Raw genomic sequence first — 15615 nt, forward strand, 5'->3', positions numbered from 1 at the left:
GGACAGACGGACCGCCGAGGATACTCGCGTCGCAAAGTCCCCACAAGACTGACCGGTCACCCCTGTCAAGGCCCCTAGCCTACGACTTTGGGCCAAGAGCCGCGGAACACAAGGGGTAGACTGTTCACAATCCAAATAAAAAATGTCTACAATTTTTTATTCATTGAACCAGTTCGAACATTCCCGGATGGGTCAGCGGCAACATCCAGCGCGCCTGACCCGATTTCAAACCGCCCTTGCGCGATCGGTCGAGCACCCAGCCGCGTGCCTCGATCTGCCGCCCCGGCAGGCGCTCCAGCAACGCGGCATCGAATTGGCCGAGCAGATTGGGTGCAATGCGCAATACAACCGAGTCCTGCAATTCGATCCAGACACCGCCACGATTGCGTTGCACCTTGCTCACCCGACCGCTGAGCAGGGCGAAGCCGGACGCCTTGATCTGATCCGCTTTCAGAACAGAGGATTGCCGCCACAAGCCCAGCCGGGCCTGGCGCGCACTGCGCTCGGCGGCCTGCTGGCAACTCAACAAATCGACGTTCGGCGCGACCGCCACCTGGTAACCCAGGCCTTCGGCCAGCAATTGCGCTTCGAGGTTGGCGCCATCGGCGCCATAGACATGGGCCAGGGTCCGCCCATAGCGATCCTGGCCTTCCCGACCAAGGCGCAGGCCGACCCGGCCGTCGCTGGCCTTCACCAGCGCCTGCAGCCGCTGGCGGGCGGCGACCGCGAAGGGTTCGTCCGCGCGGCCTTTCTTGCCCAGCTCCGGCGCATTGAGGCCGATCATGCGCACGCTGCGACCATCGGCAAGGCGCAAGGTGTCGCCATCCACCACCCGCTGCACCTGCGCGAAGGCCAGCCCGTCAGGCGCCGGGCAGAACGCCTGGGCGCTGGAGAGCCAAATCGCGGACATAAAAAAGGCGCCCGCAAGGGACGCCTTTTTCATCAGCGAGGAAAAGCTGTAGCAGCTTTCCAGACCGATCAGCCTTAGGCCTTTTTCGCGCCGAAAGCACCGAAACGGTCGGCGAACTTCTGAACGCGACCACCGGTGTCCAGAGTCTTCTGCTTACCGGTGTAGAACGGGTGGCATTCGTTGCAAACGTCGATCGCCAGCGGCTTAGCGAAGGTCGAACGAGTTTCGAACTTGTTGCCGCAGCTGCAAGTTACGGCAACGACTGGGTATTCTGGATGGATATCGGCTTTCATGGTGTCTTCCTCAGGCTAGCGTGCCGCCACCCAACACTATTGTTGAATACCGCACGTAATTAGGGCGCGGATTCTACCAGACCTTGGCGATCACGCAAGCTGTCCCTCACTCCGACCGTCTGCTAGGCTCCCGGCCTTCTTTGCCGCCCGTTCGATGAGACTTCCCCGCGTGCCCAACGCCATTCTGCGCCTCGCCCTGCCCTCGCCCCTGCGCCGCCTGTTCGACTACCGGGCCCCGGCCGGTGTGCGGCGTAACCAGCTGCATCCGGGCATGCGCCTGCGGGTCCCGTTCGGCCGCCGGGAGATGATCGGCATCCTGGTCGAGGTCACGGACAGCAGCGAAGTGCCGGCCGACAAGCTCAAGCCGGCGCTGGCCCTGCTGGACGCCGCCCCGCCGCTGCCGCCCACGCTGTTCAAGCTGTGCCTGTGGACCGCGCAGTACTACCAGCACAGCCTCGGCGACACCTTGAGCTGGGCGCTCCCGGTGCTGCTGCGCCAGGGCGAGCCGGCCGAAGTGCGCCAGGAACGCTTCTGGTCGGTCAGCCCCGGCGCCAGCCTCGACGACCCGCGCATCGCCCGCGCCCCGCGCCAGCGTGAAGCCCTGGCGACCCTGGCCCAGCACCCTCACGGCGTCGCCCATCCATTGCTGAGCAAGCTGATGCTGAGCAAGGACAGCCTCGACCTGCTGCTGGCCAAGGACCTGGTCCGGATAGAGGTGCGCCGGCACACCGCCGTCGAACGCCACGAACACTGGCTGGCCCAGCCGGAATTGCCGCTCAACGGCGAACAGCGCGCGGCTTACGAGGCCATTCGCGCAGGCTTCGACAGTTACCACGCGTTCCTGCTGGCCGGGGTCACCGGCAGCGGCAAGACCGAGGTCTACCTGCAACTGATCCGCGAAACCCTGGAGGCCGGCAAGCAGGCCCTGGTGCTGATCCCGGAAATCAACCTCGGCCCGCAGACCCTGGCGCGCTTCGAGCAGCGCTTCAACGCGCGCATCGCCCTGCTGCACTCGGCCGTCAACGACCGCGAGCGCCTGGACGCCTGGCTGGCGGCGCGGGACGGCGAGGCCGACATTATTATCGGCACCCGCTCGGCGCTGTTCACGCCGATGAAGAACCCCGGGCTGATCATCATCGACGAAGAGCACGACGGCTCCTATAAACAGCAGGAAGGCCTGCGCTACCACGCCCGCGACCTGGCCCTGGTCCGCGCCCGCCAGGAAAACATCCCCATTGTGCTGGGCTCCGCCACCCCGTCGCTGGAAAGCCTGCACAACGCCCACACCGGCCGTTACGGCCTGCTGCGCCTGAACGAACGGGCCGGCGGCGCCAAGCAGCCGCGCTTCCTGCGCCTGGACGTGAAGAGCCGGCCGCTGGACAGCGGCATTTCCGGCCCCATGCAGCAAGCCATCGGCCAGACCCTGGCAGCGGGCCAGCAGGTGCTGGTGTTCCTCAATCGCCGGGGTTTCGCGCCGACCCTGCTGTGCCATGACTGCGGCTGGATGTCCGAGTGCGAACGCTGCGACGCACGGATGACCGTGCACCAGCGCTACGGCGAACTGCGCTGCCACCATTGCGGCCACTCCGAACGCGTACCGCGCAATTGCCCGCAATGCGGCAAGGTCGACCTGCGCCCGGTCGGCGCGGGCACCGAGCGCGCCGAAGAGCGGCTGGCGATCCTGTTCCCGGATTACCCGGTGCTGCGGGTCGACCGCGACAGCACCTCGCGCAAGGACGCGATGAACCAGCTGTTCGCCACCATCCAGAAGGGTCAGCCCTGCATCCTGGTGGGTACCCAGATGCTCGCCAAGGGCCACCATTTCCCCCGGGTGACCCTGGTGTCGATCCTCGATGCCGACGGCGGCCTGTTCTCCGGCGACTTCCGCGCCAGCGAGCGCATGGCGCAGTTGATCGTCCAGGTCGCCGGCCGGGCCGGACGGGCCGAAGAGCCAGGCAAGGTGATCATCCAGACGCACCTGGCCGACCATCCGCTGCTGGTGCAGCTGACCGAACAGGGGTATTTCGCCTTTGCCGAACAGGCCTTGAGCGAACGCCGCGCCGCCGGCCTGCCACCGTTCGCCCACCTGGCCCTGCTGCGCGCCGAGGCGCACAAGCCGGGCCAGGCCGAAGGCTTCCTCGACGAGGCCTGCAGCGAAGCCGAGCGGCGGCTGGCACAAATGAACCTGGGCGGTATCGAGCTGCTGGGGCCGGTACCAGCCCCCATGGAGCGCCGCGCCGGGCGCTACCGCGCGCAACTGCTGTTGCAGGCCAACGCCCGGGCGCCGCTGCACAAACTGCTGAGCCACTGGCTGCTGGCCCTGGAACAGATGCCCAGCGGGCGCCAGGTACGCTGGTCGCTGGATGTTGACCCTGTGGACCTGTATTGATAGAAAAACCGCCACCGCGAGCAGGCCGGTTTGCGCAGAGGCGAGGCTGGCCCGCGATAAGGCCCGAATAGCCACCGCATATCCACCAACGGCCCGCTATAGTTGGCAAGCCCGTCTTCGCAACGGATAATGCCCAGTTTTTCCACCTGCGCATCGAAGCGCCGCCGCGCCAGCGGTCGAAAGAGAAGACCATGAAAGACACCATTCGCCAGCTCATCCAGCAAGCCATCACCCAACTCGTCACCGAAGGTGTGTTGCCAGAAGGCCTGACGCCGGCGATCCAGGTAGAAAACTCCCGCGACAAGACCCACGGCGACTTCGCCAGCAACATCGCCATGATGCTGGCCAAGCCGGCCGGCATGAAGCCACGGGACCTGGCGGAAAAAATCATCGCCGCCCTGCCCGCCGACGAGCAGGTCAGCAAGGCCGAGATCGCCGGCCCCGGCTTCATCAACTTCTTCCAGAACACCCAGGCCCTGGCCAACCGCCTGGACGCCGCCCTGGCCGACGCCCGCCTCGGCGTGCGCAAGGCCGGCGCGCTGCAGCGCACCGTGGTCGACCTGTCGGCGCCGAACCTGGCCAAGGAAATGCACGTCGGCCACCTGCGCTCGACCATCATCGGCGACGGCGTGGCGCGGGTCCTGGAGTTCCTCGGCGACGAAGTGATCCGCCAGAACCACGTGGGCGACTGGGGCACCCAGTTCGGCATGCTGATGGCCTACCTGCAGGAAAACCCGATCACCAGCGACGAGCTGTCGGACCTGGAAAACTTCTACCGCGCCGCCAAACAGCGCTTCGACGAGTCCGAAGAGTTCGCCGACCGTGCCCGTGGCCTGGTGGTCAAGCTGCAGGCCGGCGACGCGGATTGCCTGGAGCTGTGGACCAAGTTCAAGGACATCTCCCTGTCCCACTGCCAGAAAATCTATGAGCTGCTGAACGTCAAGCTGACCATGGCCGACGTGAAGGGCGAAAGCGCCTACAACGACGACCTGATCAACGTGGTCAACGACCTCAAGGCCCAAGGCATGCTGGTGGAGAGCAACGGCGCCCAGTGCGTGTTCCTCGACGAGTTCAAGAACGCCGAAGGCGAGCCGCTGCCGGTGATCATCGTCAAGGCCGATGGTGGCTACCTGTACGCCACCACCGACCTGGCCGCCGTGCGCTACCGCAGCGGCCAGCTCAAGGCCGACCGCGCGCTGTATTTCGTCGACCAGCGCCAGGCCTTGCACTTCCAGCAGGTGTTCGCCGTAGCCCGCAAAGCCGGCTTCATCACCCATCCGATGGACATGGAGCACATGGGCTTCGGCACCATGAACGGCGCCGACGGCCGTCCGTTCAAGACCCGTGACGGCGGCACCGTGAAGCTGATCGACCTGCTGACCGAAGCCGAAGAGCGCGCCTACAGCCTGGTCAAGGAAAAGAACCCGGAGCTGGCCGAGGCCGACCTGCGCACCATCGCCAAGGTAGTGGGCATCGACTCGGTGAAATACGCCGACCTGTCCAAGCATCGCACCAGCGACTACAGCTTCAACTTCGACCTGATGCTGAATTTCGAAGGCAACACCGCGCCTTACCTGCTGTACGCCTACACCCGCGCCGCCGGTGTGTTCCGCAAGCTGGGCAAGGACTTCAGCGAAGTACAGGGCCAGATCAGCCTGCAAGCCGCCCAGGAACTGGAACTGGCGGCCAAGCTGGCGCAGTTTGGCGAAGTGCTGAACAACGTGGCCGACAAGGGCACGCCGCACACCCTGTGCACCTACCTGTACGACGTGGCCGGGCTGTTCTCCAGCTTCTATGAAAACTGCCCGATCCTCAGTGCCGAATCGCCGACGCAGATGCAGAGCCGCTTGCGCCTCACCGAGCTGACCCGTCGTACCCTCAAGCAGGGCCTGGAATTGCTGGGCCTGAAAGTCCTGGAGCACATGTAAGTTGGCTGCCAAGAAAAAACCTGCACCCAAGCGTGGCGCCAGCCGTTACCAAGCTCCTGCAAAGCAACCGATCCCGGGTTGGTTGTGGATGGCCATCGGCCTGGCCGTGGGCGCCTTCATCGTGTTCCTGATGAAGCTGGAGCCAGGTAAAGGCGGCGACAGCGTCAAGCGCGAACGGCCGGAGCAACAGAAGAGCGCCACCAAGGTCGTCGAAGCCAACAAGACCCCGCCGAGCCCGCAGCAACCGGTGAAACCGAAGTACGACTTCTACACCCTGCTGCCGGAATCGGAGGTGATAGTACCGCCGGAAGCCGTGCCGGAAAAAACCCTGCCGACGCCACAGACCGCGCCGGTAGTGCCGACCACACCGGTAACCCCGGCGGAAGCGGCGAAGATCGACACCGCGCGGGCCCAGGCCGCCCTGTCGGGGATCACCCCGCCACCCGCGCCGCCGGTGGCACAGCCGGCTCAGCCGGCGAAGGCCGCGCCGGTGACCAGGTTCTTCCTGCAGGCTGGCTCGTTCCGCAAGCAGGCCGACGCCGACAAGGTCCGCGCGCAGATCATCCTGCTGGGGCAACCGGTGTCCGTCGAGTCCGGCACCGTCAAGGAAGAGACCTGGTACCGCGTATTGGTAGGTCCGTTCAGCAACCGCGAACAGTTGACCACTGCGCAGAAGCAACTGGCCGGCGCCGGCTTCAGCAACCTGCTGTTACAACAGCGCCAGAACCGCTGACGCAGCCGATCGCGGCAAGCCTCACTCCTACAGAACCTGCAGGAACGAGGCTTGCCCGCGATAGCGCCCTCACGGGCACCCTCTCTCCCGCAGCAAATACCGCTCGTCCCACAACCCGCGCCGCAGTTGAAAAACCTCGCGCCACCCCCATATGAGTTTCCATCAGGGCATTTTCGCCCCGCAGCGTGGAGACTCTCCCCTTGACCACCATCGTTTCAGTCCGCCGCCACGGCAAAGTCGTCATGGGCGGCGACGGCCAGGTTTCCCTCGGCAATACCGTGATGAAAGGCAACGCGAAAAAAGTTCGCCGCCTGTATCACGGCCAGGTCATCGCCGGTTTCGCCGGAGCCACCGCTGACGCCTTCACCCTGTTCGAACGCTTCGAAGGCCAGCTCGAGAAACACCAGGGACATCTGGTGCGCGCGGCCGTCGAACTCGCCAAGGAGTGGCGCACCGACCGCTCCCTCAGCCGCCTCGAAGCCATGCTCGCGGTCGCCAACAAGGACGCCTCCTTGATCATCACCGGCAACGGTGACGTGGTCGAGCCGGAAGACGGCCTCATCGCCATGGGCTCCGGCGGTGCCTACGCCCAGGCCGCGGCCAGCGCCCTGCTGAAGAAAACCGACCTGTCGGCCCGCGAAATCGTCGAAACCGCCCTGGGCATCGCTGGCGACATCTGCGTATTCACCAACCATAACCAGACCATTGAGGAGCAGGATCTCGCGGAATAAGCCTGTGCACGCCACAGCATTCATTCTTGCTTGAGGACCGCCAATTACTATGCCCATGACTCCCCGCGAAATCGTCCACGAACTCAACCGCCATATCATCGGCCAGGACGATGCCAAGCGCGCCGTCGCCATTGCGCTGCGTAACCGCTGGCGCCGCATGCAGCTGCCCGCCGAGCTGCGTGTCGAAGTGACCCCGAAGAACATCCTGATGATCGGCCCGACCGGCGTCGGCAAGACCGAGATCGCCCGGCGCCTGGCCAAGCTGGCCAACGCTCCGTTCATCAAGGTCGAAGCGACCAAGTTCACCGAAGTCGGTTATGTCGGCCGCGACGTCGAGTCCATCATCCGTGACCTGGCCGATGCCGCGATCAAGATGTTCCGCGAGCAGGAAATGATCCGCGTCCGCCACCGCGCCGAAGACGCCGCCGAAGATCGCATCCTCGACGCCCTGCTGCCACCGGCGCGCATGGGTTTCAGCAACGAAGACGCCGCCCCGGCCCAGGACTCCAACACCCGCCAGCTGTTCCGCAAGCGCCTGCGCGAAGGCCAGCTGGATGACAAGGAAATCGAAATCGAAGTGGCTGAAGTCAGCGGCGTCGACATTTCGGCGCCACCGGGCATGGAAGAAATGACCAACCAGCTGCAGAGCCTCTTCGCCAACATGGGCAAGGGCCAGCGCAAGAGCCGCAAGCTCAAGGTCAAGGACGCGCTCAAGCTGATCCGCGACGAGGAAGCCAGCCGCCTGGTCAACGATGACGAACTCAAGGCCAAGGCCCTGGAAGCGGTCGAGCAGCACGGCATCGTGTTCATCGACGAAATCGACAAGGTTGCCAAGCGTGGCAACTCCGGCGGTGTCGACGTCTCTCGCGAAGGCGTACAGCGCGACCTGCTGCCACTGATCGAAGGCTGCACCGTCAACACCAAGCTGGGCATGGTCAAGACCGACCACATCCTGTTCATCGCGTCCGGCGCGTTCCACCTGAGCAAGCCGAGCGACCTGGTGCCCGAGCTGCAAGGCCGCCTGCCGATCCGCGTCGAACTCAAGGCGCTGTCGCCGGAAGACTTCGAGCGCATTCTCAGCGAGCCTCACGCCTCCCTGACCGAGCAATACTGCGCACTGCTGAAAACCGAAGGCCTGGCCATCGAGTTCCAGGCGGACGGTATCAAGCGCCTGGCGGAGATCGCCTGGCAGGTCAACGAGAAGACCGAGAACATCGGTGCCCGTCGCCTGCACACCCTGCTCGAGCGCCTGCTCGAAGAGGTTTCGTTCAGCGCCGGCGACCTGGCCAGCGCCCACAACGAAGAGCCGATCCGGATCGATGCCGCCTACGTCAACAGCCACCTGGGCGAATTGGCACAGAACGAAGACCTGTCCCGTTATATCCTGTAACGAGCACCTCCCGGTGTAGAAGCGAGCTTGCTCGCGATGGACTCAAGAACGCCGCGCCTCCCTGAGGCCCGGCGTTGTCGTTGATGGCTATCGCGAGCAATCCTGCTCCTGCACAAGAGGGTTTCTTGTACAGACGGACGCAGGCTGCACCATGACCACTCGACTCCCCACCGCCATCAACCTGCACAAAGCCTCGAAGACCCTGACGCTGACCTACGCGCCGGACGAGGTCTATCACCTGCCCGCCGAATTCCTGCGGGTGCATTCCCCCTCCGCCGAGGTCCAGGGCCACGGCAAACCCATCCTGCAATTTGGCAAGATCGGCGTCGGCCTGACCAAGGTCGAACCGGCCGGTCAGTACGCACTGAAATTGACCTTCGACGACGGCCACGACAGCGGCCTGTTCACCTGGGACTATTTGTACCAGTTGGCGGTGCGTCAGGAGGCTCTGTGGAGCGACTATCTCGCCGAACTCGAAGCCGCCGGAAAATCCCGCGATCCAAATGAGTCTATCGTCAAGCTGATGCTCTAGATCGGGTATCCGGCGCTTTAGAGCGCATTTTCTAGATTCATCTGTTTGAATGCTGGGCTGCATGGCCAATGAGTGGCCTGCTTGCGAAAAAAAATAAACTCGGGTAACCAATGGAACTGGCAGGTTCCCTGCAGTATTTCTGAGCTAAAAGTAGTAGTGCAGAATCAACGGTCACCCGAGCAGTAGTACCTGGCATTTTTGCTGTGTGACTACACAGCAGGTCCGGTACTCGTCTCAGGACAATGGAGCGTCGTAGATGAGTAACAAGAACAACGATGACCTGAAACGCCAAGCCTCGGAAAACACTCTGGGCCTGAATCCTGTCATCGGTTTACGTCGGAAAGATCTGCTTACCTCTGCCCGCATGGTGCTGACCCAGGCCATCAGACAACCACTACACAGTGCCAAACACGTGGCCCATTTCGGCGTCGAATTGAAGAACGTGATGTTCGGCAAATCGACGTTGCAGCCCGAGAGCGACGACCGTCGCTTCAACGATCCGGCCTGGAGCCAGAACCCGCTGTACAAACGCTATCTGCAAACCTATCTGGCGTGGCGCAAGGAGCTCCATGACTGGATCGGCCAGAGCAATCTCTCCGAACAGGACATCAGCCGCGGCCACTTCGTCATCAACCTGATGACCGAAGCCATGGCGCCGACCAACACCGCCGCCAACCCGGCGGCGGTCAAACGCTTCTTCGAGACCGGCGGCAAGAGCCTGCTCGACGGTCTCTCCCACCTGGCCAAGGACCTGGTGCACAACGGCGGCATGCCGAGCCAGGTCAACATGGACGCCTTCGAAATCGGCAAGAACCTGGGTACCAGCGAAGGCGCGGTGGTGTTTCGCAACGACGTGCTGGAGCTGATCCAGTACCGCCCGGTGACCGAGCAGGTGCACGAACGCCCGTTGCTGGTGGTCCCGCCACAGATCAACAAGTTCTATGTGTTCGACCTGAGCCCGGACAAGAGCCTGGCGCGCTTCTGCCTGCGCAACAACGTGCAGACCTTTATCGTCAGTTGGCGCAACCCGACCAAGGCCCAGCGCGAGTGGGGCCTGTCGACCTACATCGAAGCGCTGAAGGAGGCGGTCGATGTGGTCACCGCCATCACCGGCAGCAAGGACGTGAACATGCTCGGCGCCTGCTCCGGTGGCATCACCTGCACCGCGCTGCTGGGGCACTATGCGGCACTGGGGGAGAAGAAGGTCAATGCCCTGACCCTGCTGGTCAGCGTGCTCGACACCACCGTGGACACCCAGGTGGCGCTGTTCGTCGACGAGCAGACCCTGGAGGCCGCCAAGCGCCACTCCTATCAGGCGGGCGTGCTGGAAGGTCGCGACATGGCCAAGGTCTTCGCCTGGATGCGCCCCAACGACCTGATCTGGAATTACTGGGTCAACAACTACCTACTGGGTAACGAACCGCCGGTGTTCGACATCCTGTTCTGGAACAACGACACCACCCGGTTGCCCGCGGCCTTCCACGGCGACCTGATCGAAATGTTCAAAAACAACCCGTTGACCCGCGCCAACGCACTGGAAGTGTGCGGCACGCCGATCGACCTGAAGCAGGTGACCTCCGACATCTTCTCCGTGGCCGGCACCGCCGACCACATCACCCCGTGGAAGTCCTGCTACAAGTCGGCCCAGCTGTTCGGCGGCAAGGTCGAGTTCCTGCTGTCCAACAGCGGGCATATCCAGAGCATCCTCAACCCGCCGGGCAACCCCAAGGCGCGCTACATGACCAGCGAAGAGATGCCGGCCAATGCCGACGACTGGCAGGAAAACTCCACCAAGCACACCGACTCCTGGTGGCTGCACTGGCAGGCCTGGCAGGCGGAACGCTCGGGCAAGCTGAAAAAGACCCCGAGCACTCTCGGCAACAAGGCGTACCCCGCGGCCGAGGCGGCGCCAGGTACTTACGTCCATGAACGTTAACCGATAGCACCACCTGCAGGAGCGAGCTTGCTCGCGAAGAACCGGCTCACCCGACGCCACCCTCGCGCCCGGAATGCCGCCATCGCGAGCCCGCTCGCTCCTGCGCATGTAATGACTTCACCAACAGGGCCAAGGCATGCCACAACCGTTCATATTCCGCACCGTCGATCTGGATGGCCAGACCATCCGCACCGCGGTACGCCCCGGCAAGCCTCATCTGACCCCCTTGCTGATTTTCAATGGCATAGGTGCCAACCTCGAGCTGGTGTTCCCGTTCGTCCAGGCGCTGGACCCGGACCTGGAAGTCATCGCCTTCGACGTACCGGGCGTTGGCGGCTCCTCGACGCCGAGCCGGCCCTACCGTTTTCCCGGCCTGGCCAAGCTGACCGCGCGCATGCTCGATTACCTCGACTATGGGCAGGTCAACGTGGTGGGCGTGTCCTGGGGTGGAGCGCTGGCCCAGCAGTTCGCCTACGACTACCCCGAACGCTGCAAGAAACTGGTGCTGGCCGCTACTGCCGCAGGCGCCTTCATGGTGCCGGGCAAACCCAAGGTGCTGTGGATGATGGCCAGCCCCCGGCGCTACATCCAGCCCTCCCATGTGATCCGCATCGCCCCCCTGATCTACGGTGGCTCGTTCCGCCGCGATCCCAATCTCGCCGCCGAGCACGCCAGCAAGGTTCGCTCGGCGGGCAAGCTGGGCTACTACTGGCAGCTGTTCGCCGGCTTCGGCTGGACCAGCATCCACTGGCTGCACAAGATCCACCAGCCGACCCTGGTGCTGGCCGGCGACGACGACCCGCTGATCCCGCTGATCAACATGCGCATGCTGGCCTGGCGAATCCCCAACGCCCAGTTGCACATCATCGACGACGGTCATCTGTTCCTGATTACCCGGGCCGAAGCCGTCGCGCCGATCATCATGAAGTTCCTCGAGGAAGAACGACAACGAGCGGTGATGCACCCCCATCCGACACCGTTCAGCGGCATGTAGCAAAAAGCGTCTGTCGACAGGATCGTCGCGCGCGCAGGATGGTTCAGGACGAACTATGGTGTTTGTCTTGATGTGCTTGTTGATAGCTTGACGAAGGAGTGTTGAAGCATGCGAGACAAACCAGCGACGGGCTCGTTACCCACATCCGCTGCCTACATCAATGCCCAGAGTGCGATTACCGGCTTGCGCGGCCGCGACCTGTTGTCGACGCTGCGCAGCGTGGCCACCCACAGCCTGCGCAACCCGATCTACAGCGCCCGCCACGCCTTGGCCCTGGGTGGCCAGCTGGGCCGGGTACTGCTGGGTGAGACATTGCACAAACCCAACCCTCAGGACAACCGGTTCACCGATCCGACCTGGAGCCTGAACCCATTCTACCGACGCGGCCTGCAGGCCTATCTCAGCTGGCAGAAGCAAATCAAAAGCTGGATCGACGAAAGCGGCATGAGCGCCGACGACCAGGCCCGCGCGCACTTTGCCTTCAGCCTGCTCAACGATGCCGTCGCACCGTCCAACACCCTGCTCAATCCGCTGGCGATCAAGGAGCTATTCAACTCCGGCGGCAACAGCGTGATCCGCGGCATCGGTCACCTGCTCGATGACCTGCTGCACAACAACGGTTTGCCCAGCCAGGTCACCAAGCAGGCCTTCGAAGTCGGCCGGAACCTGGCTACCACCCCCGGCTCGGTGGTGTTTCGCAACGAGCTGCTGGAACTGATCCAGTACAAGCCGATGAGCGAAAAACAGTACGCCCGGCCCTTGCTGGTAGTGCCGCCGCAGATCAACAAGTTCTATATCTTCGACCTCAGCCCCCATAACAGCTTTGTGCAGTTCGCCCTGAAAAACGGCCTGCAGACCTTCATGATCAGCTGGCGCAACCCCGATGTCCGGCATCGCGAGTGGGGCCTGTCGAGCTATGTCGAGGCGGTGGAAGAAGCCATGAATGTCTGCCGGGCGATCACCGGCAGTCGCGACGTGAACCTGATGGGCGCTTGCGCCGGCGGCCTGACCATTGCCGCGCTGCAAGGCCACCTGCAAGCCAAACGGCAATTGCGCCGGGTCTGCAGCAGCACCTATCTGGTCAGCCTGCTCGATAGCCAGCTGGACAGTCCGGCGACCCTGTTCGCCGACGAGCAGACCCTGGAGGCGGCCAAGCGGCGCTCCTATCAGCGGGGCGTACTCGATGGTCGCGACATGGCCAAGGTCTTCGCCTGGATGCGGCCCAACGACCTGATCTGGAATTACTGGGTCAACAACTACCTGCTGGGCAAGGAGCCGCCGGCGTTCGACATCCTCTACTGGAACAACGACAACACCCGCCTGCCCGCGGCCTTTCACGGCGACCTGCTGGACTTCTTCAAGCACAACCCGCTGGGCCACCCCGGCGGCCTGGAAGTCTGCGGCACGCCCATCGACCTGCAGAAAGTCACGATCGACAGCTTCAGCGTCGCCGGGATCAACGATCACATCACCCCCTGGGACGCGGTGTATCGCTCGACCCTGCTGCTGGGTGGCGAGCGGCGTTTCGTGCTGTCCAACAGCGGGCATGTGCAAAGCATCCTCAACCCACCGAGCAACCCCAAGGCCAACTACGTCGAGAACGGCAAGCTCAGCAGCGACCCACGGGCCTGGTACTACGATGCCAAGCACGTCGACGGCAGTTGGTGGACGCAATGGCTGGAATGGATCCAGCAACGCTCCGGCGCCCAGCGCGACAGCCTGACGGCCCTGGGCAACCAGAACTACCCACCCATGGAAGCGGCGCCTGGCACCTACGTGCGCGTACGCTGAATTTCCCCGCGCCGCGGCCCCGGGTCGCGGCCTGACCGAACAGCCAAGAAGACTGGATGAAAACCCGCGACCGGATCCTCGAATGTGCCCTGCAGTTGTTCAATCACAAGGGCGAACCCAATGTCTCGACCATGGAAGTTGCCAACGAAATGGGGATCAGCCCCGGCAACCTCTACTATCACTTTCACGGCAAGGAACCCTTGGTCCTCGGGCTGTTCGAACGTTTTCAGAACGAACTGGCCCCCCTGCTCGATCCCCCCGCCGATGTCCACCTGACGCCTGATGACTACTGGCTGTTCCTGCACCTGATCGTCGAGCGCCTGGCGCACTACCGCTTCCTGTTCCAGGACCTGTCCAACCTGGCCGGGCGCCTGCCGAAGCTGGCCAAGGGGATTCGCAACCTGCTCAATGCCCTGAAGCGCACCCTGGCTTCGCTGCTGGCCCGGCTCAAGGCGTCGGGACAACTGGTCAGCGATACCCAGGCGCTGGGGCAGTTGGTGGAGCAGATCACCATGACCCTGCTGTTCTCGCTGGACTATCAGCGCATTCTCGATCGCGAAGGCGAAGTGCGGGTGGTGGTGTACCAGATCATGATGCTGGTGGCGCCGCACCTGCTGCCACCGGCCAAGCTGGCCACCGAGCAGATGGCCCTGCGCTACCTCGACGAGCACGATTGAGCACCCGGCAAGGTCCCCGAACAAAAACGCCCGACCTTTGCAGGCCGGGCGTTTTTGCGTGTCCCGAGAAAATCAGGACTGACTGGTTGGCGTCGAGGGTGCTGGCGCGACAGTCGGGGTAACGGCAGGGGTTGGCGCCACGGCGGAGTTCGCCGGGCTGACCGGTGCTGCCGGCTTGGCGGCGACCACTGGCTTCGGTGCAGCGGCCTTTGGGGCTGCCGGTTTTTTCACCGCAGGCTTCTTGGCCGCAGGTTTCGCGGCAGGCTTGGCGGCTGCGGTTTTAGCTGCGGGCTTGGCAGCCGGTTTGGCCGCCGGCTTGGCTGCCGCGGTCTTGGCGGCGGGTTTCGCCGCAGGCTTGGCGGCCGCTTTAGCTGCCGGTTTGGCCGCTGCCTTTGCCAGAGGCTTGGCTGCTGGCTTGGCCGCTGCAGTCTTGGCCGCGACCGGAGCCACCTTGGCGCCTGTGAGTTTTTCGATCTGCTTGGTCAGGGTATCGACCTTGGTGTGCAGCGCCTTGACTTCATTGCGGCTAGGCACGCCCAGACGCGAAATGGCACTGTTCAAGCGCTTGTCAAAAGCCCCTTCCAGCTCGTCCCACTTGCCCAGCGCGCGGTCCTTGACGCCGCTGATGCGCGATTTTGCCGAGTTCGCGGTGTCCTTGGCGGCGTCGACTTTCTTGCCGACAGCGCTTTTGGTGAGCTTCTCGGCTTTCTCGCCGTCTTTGACCAGCGACTCGAAAAGCTTGCTGCCGTCAGTGTCGATTTTCGAGTACACGCCTAAACCAGCAAGCCAGATTTTACGGGAGTAGTCTTCGACCTTCCCGATCCACGAGCTGCCTTCTTTTTCAGTATTCTTTTTACCAGCCATCCCGTTCTCCTTAATGTTTACGCGCGACACGTTCGAGCAATGCCGTTAGCCCATCGAGCTTAGCAGAGAGTGTCTCAACGTCATGTTTAGACGGAATGCCGATGCGATTCAAGGCACTGGCGACGCGCGTGTCAAAAGCCTTTTCGACTTTATCCAGCTGCAGTTCGACCTTGCCTTTGAGACTGGTGACATCCCCCTTCACTTCATCGATCTGGGTATTGGCGGCCTCAAGTTGTTCAGTCACAACTTTTTTGCCTTTCTTTTCAACGGATTGACCCGCTTTGACGAGTTCCTGGAAGTACTCGCTGCCCTCTTGACCGACCTTGGTGTAGGCACCCAGGCCAGCCAGCCAGATCTTGCGGGCATAGGATTTGACTTCACTCAGAGTGGTTGATGCGGCATCAACTTTTTTCTTCAGAATTACTTTGGCCATTGGTGCACCTCACG

The 15615-nt window shown here is 63.2% G+C and carries 14 protein-coding genes; 10 read left to right on the forward strand and 4 right to left on the reverse strand.

Going from position 1 to position 15615, the window contains the following annotated elements; genetic code table 11:
• Positions 1-160: 160 nt before the first annotated feature.
• Entirely contained in the window at positions 161-943 is a 783-nt protein-coding gene (locus tag ACQKQA_RS16345) for a thermonuclease family protein (protein ID WP_427559431.1), read from the reverse strand.
• Between the two features lie 41 nt (positions 944-984).
• Positions 985-1203: a 50S ribosomal protein L31 gene (gene rpmE, locus ACQKQA_RS16350; protein ID WP_427559434.1), complete on the reverse strand. Its 219-nt coding sequence runs from the start codon at positions 1201-1203 to the stop codon at positions 985-987.
• Positions 1204-1372: 169 nt separating this feature from the next.
• Here rpmE and ACQKQA_RS16355 point away from each other — a divergent pair, with 169 nt between their 5' ends.
• The 10 genes from ACQKQA_RS16355 (at position 1373) to ACQKQA_RS16400 (ending at position 14304) form a co-directional block, all read left to right on the forward strand.
• Positions 1373-3592 carry a primosomal protein N' gene (locus ACQKQA_RS16355; RefSeq protein WP_427559436.1) on the forward strand — a complete coding sequence of 740 codons (2220 nt, stop codon included), beginning with the start codon at positions 1373-1375 and terminating at the stop codon, positions 3590-3592.
• 191 nt (positions 3593-3783) lie between these two features.
• Positions 3784-5520 carry an arginine--tRNA ligase gene (gene argS / locus ACQKQA_RS16360; protein WP_427559438.1) on the forward strand — a complete coding sequence of 579 codons (1737 nt, stop codon included), beginning with the start codon at positions 3784-3786 and terminating at the stop codon, positions 5518-5520.
• A gap of 1 nt (position 5521) precedes the next feature.
• Entirely contained in the window at positions 5522-6253 is a 732-nt protein-coding gene (locus ACQKQA_RS16365) for an SPOR domain-containing protein (RefSeq protein WP_427559441.1), read from the forward strand.
• 200 nt (positions 6254-6453) lie between these two features.
• The gene (gene hslV / locus ACQKQA_RS16370; protein ID WP_427559443.1) at positions 6454-6984 is read left to right on the forward strand and encodes an ATP-dependent protease subunit HslV; all 531 of its coding nucleotides are present in this window, start codon (positions 6454-6456) and stop codon (positions 6982-6984) included.
• Between the two features lie 49 nt (positions 6985-7033).
• Positions 7034-8374, forward strand: a complete 1341-nt coding sequence (hslU, locus tag ACQKQA_RS16375) for an ATP-dependent protease ATPase subunit HslU (RefSeq protein ID WP_427559446.1) — start codon at positions 7034-7036, stop codon at positions 8372-8374.
• A gap of 151 nt (positions 8375-8525) precedes the next feature.
• Positions 8526-8906: a gamma-butyrobetaine hydroxylase-like domain-containing protein gene (locus ACQKQA_RS16380; protein ID WP_427559449.1), complete on the forward strand. Its 381-nt coding sequence runs from the start codon at positions 8526-8528 to the stop codon at positions 8904-8906.
• A gap of 256 nt (positions 8907-9162) precedes the next feature.
• The gene (phaC, locus tag ACQKQA_RS16385; protein ID WP_427559451.1) at positions 9163-10842 is read left to right on the forward strand and encodes a class II poly(R)-hydroxyalkanoic acid synthase; all 1680 of its coding nucleotides are present in this window, start codon (positions 9163-9165) and stop codon (positions 10840-10842) included.
• A 136-nt stretch (positions 10843-10978) separates the two neighbouring features.
• Entirely contained in the window at positions 10979-11836 is an 858-nt protein-coding gene (phaZ, locus tag ACQKQA_RS16390; RefSeq protein ID WP_427559453.1) for a poly(3-hydroxyalkanoate) depolymerase, read from the forward strand.
• Positions 11837-11944: 108 nt separating this feature from the next.
• The gene (gene phaC, locus ACQKQA_RS16395) at positions 11945-13627 is read left to right on the forward strand and encodes a class II poly(R)-hydroxyalkanoic acid synthase (RefSeq protein ID WP_427559455.1); all 1683 of its coding nucleotides are present in this window, start codon (positions 11945-11947) and stop codon (positions 13625-13627) included.
• Positions 13628-13683: 56 nt separating this feature from the next.
• Entirely contained in the window at positions 13684-14304 is a 621-nt protein-coding gene (locus ACQKQA_RS16400) for a TetR/AcrR family transcriptional regulator (RefSeq protein WP_427559458.1), read from the forward strand.
• A 72-nt stretch (positions 14305-14376) separates the two neighbouring features.
• Here the strand turns inward: ACQKQA_RS16400 and ACQKQA_RS16405 are convergent, their stop codons facing one another.
• Positions 14377-15168, reverse strand: a complete 792-nt coding sequence (locus ACQKQA_RS16405) for a phasin family protein (protein WP_427559460.1) — start codon at positions 15166-15168, stop codon at positions 14377-14379.
• Between the two features lie 10 nt (positions 15169-15178).
• Positions 15179-15601: a phasin family protein gene (locus ACQKQA_RS16410; RefSeq protein WP_427559462.1), complete on the reverse strand. Its 423-nt coding sequence runs from the start codon at positions 15599-15601 to the stop codon at positions 15179-15181.
• Positions 15602-15615 lie beyond the last annotated feature (14 nt).

It is taken from the genome of Pseudomonas sp. NPDC089530, from assembly GCF_050280705.1.
In the GTDB taxonomy this organism is placed as follows: domain Bacteria; phylum Pseudomonadota; class Gammaproteobacteria; order Pseudomonadales; family Pseudomonadaceae; genus Aquipseudomonas.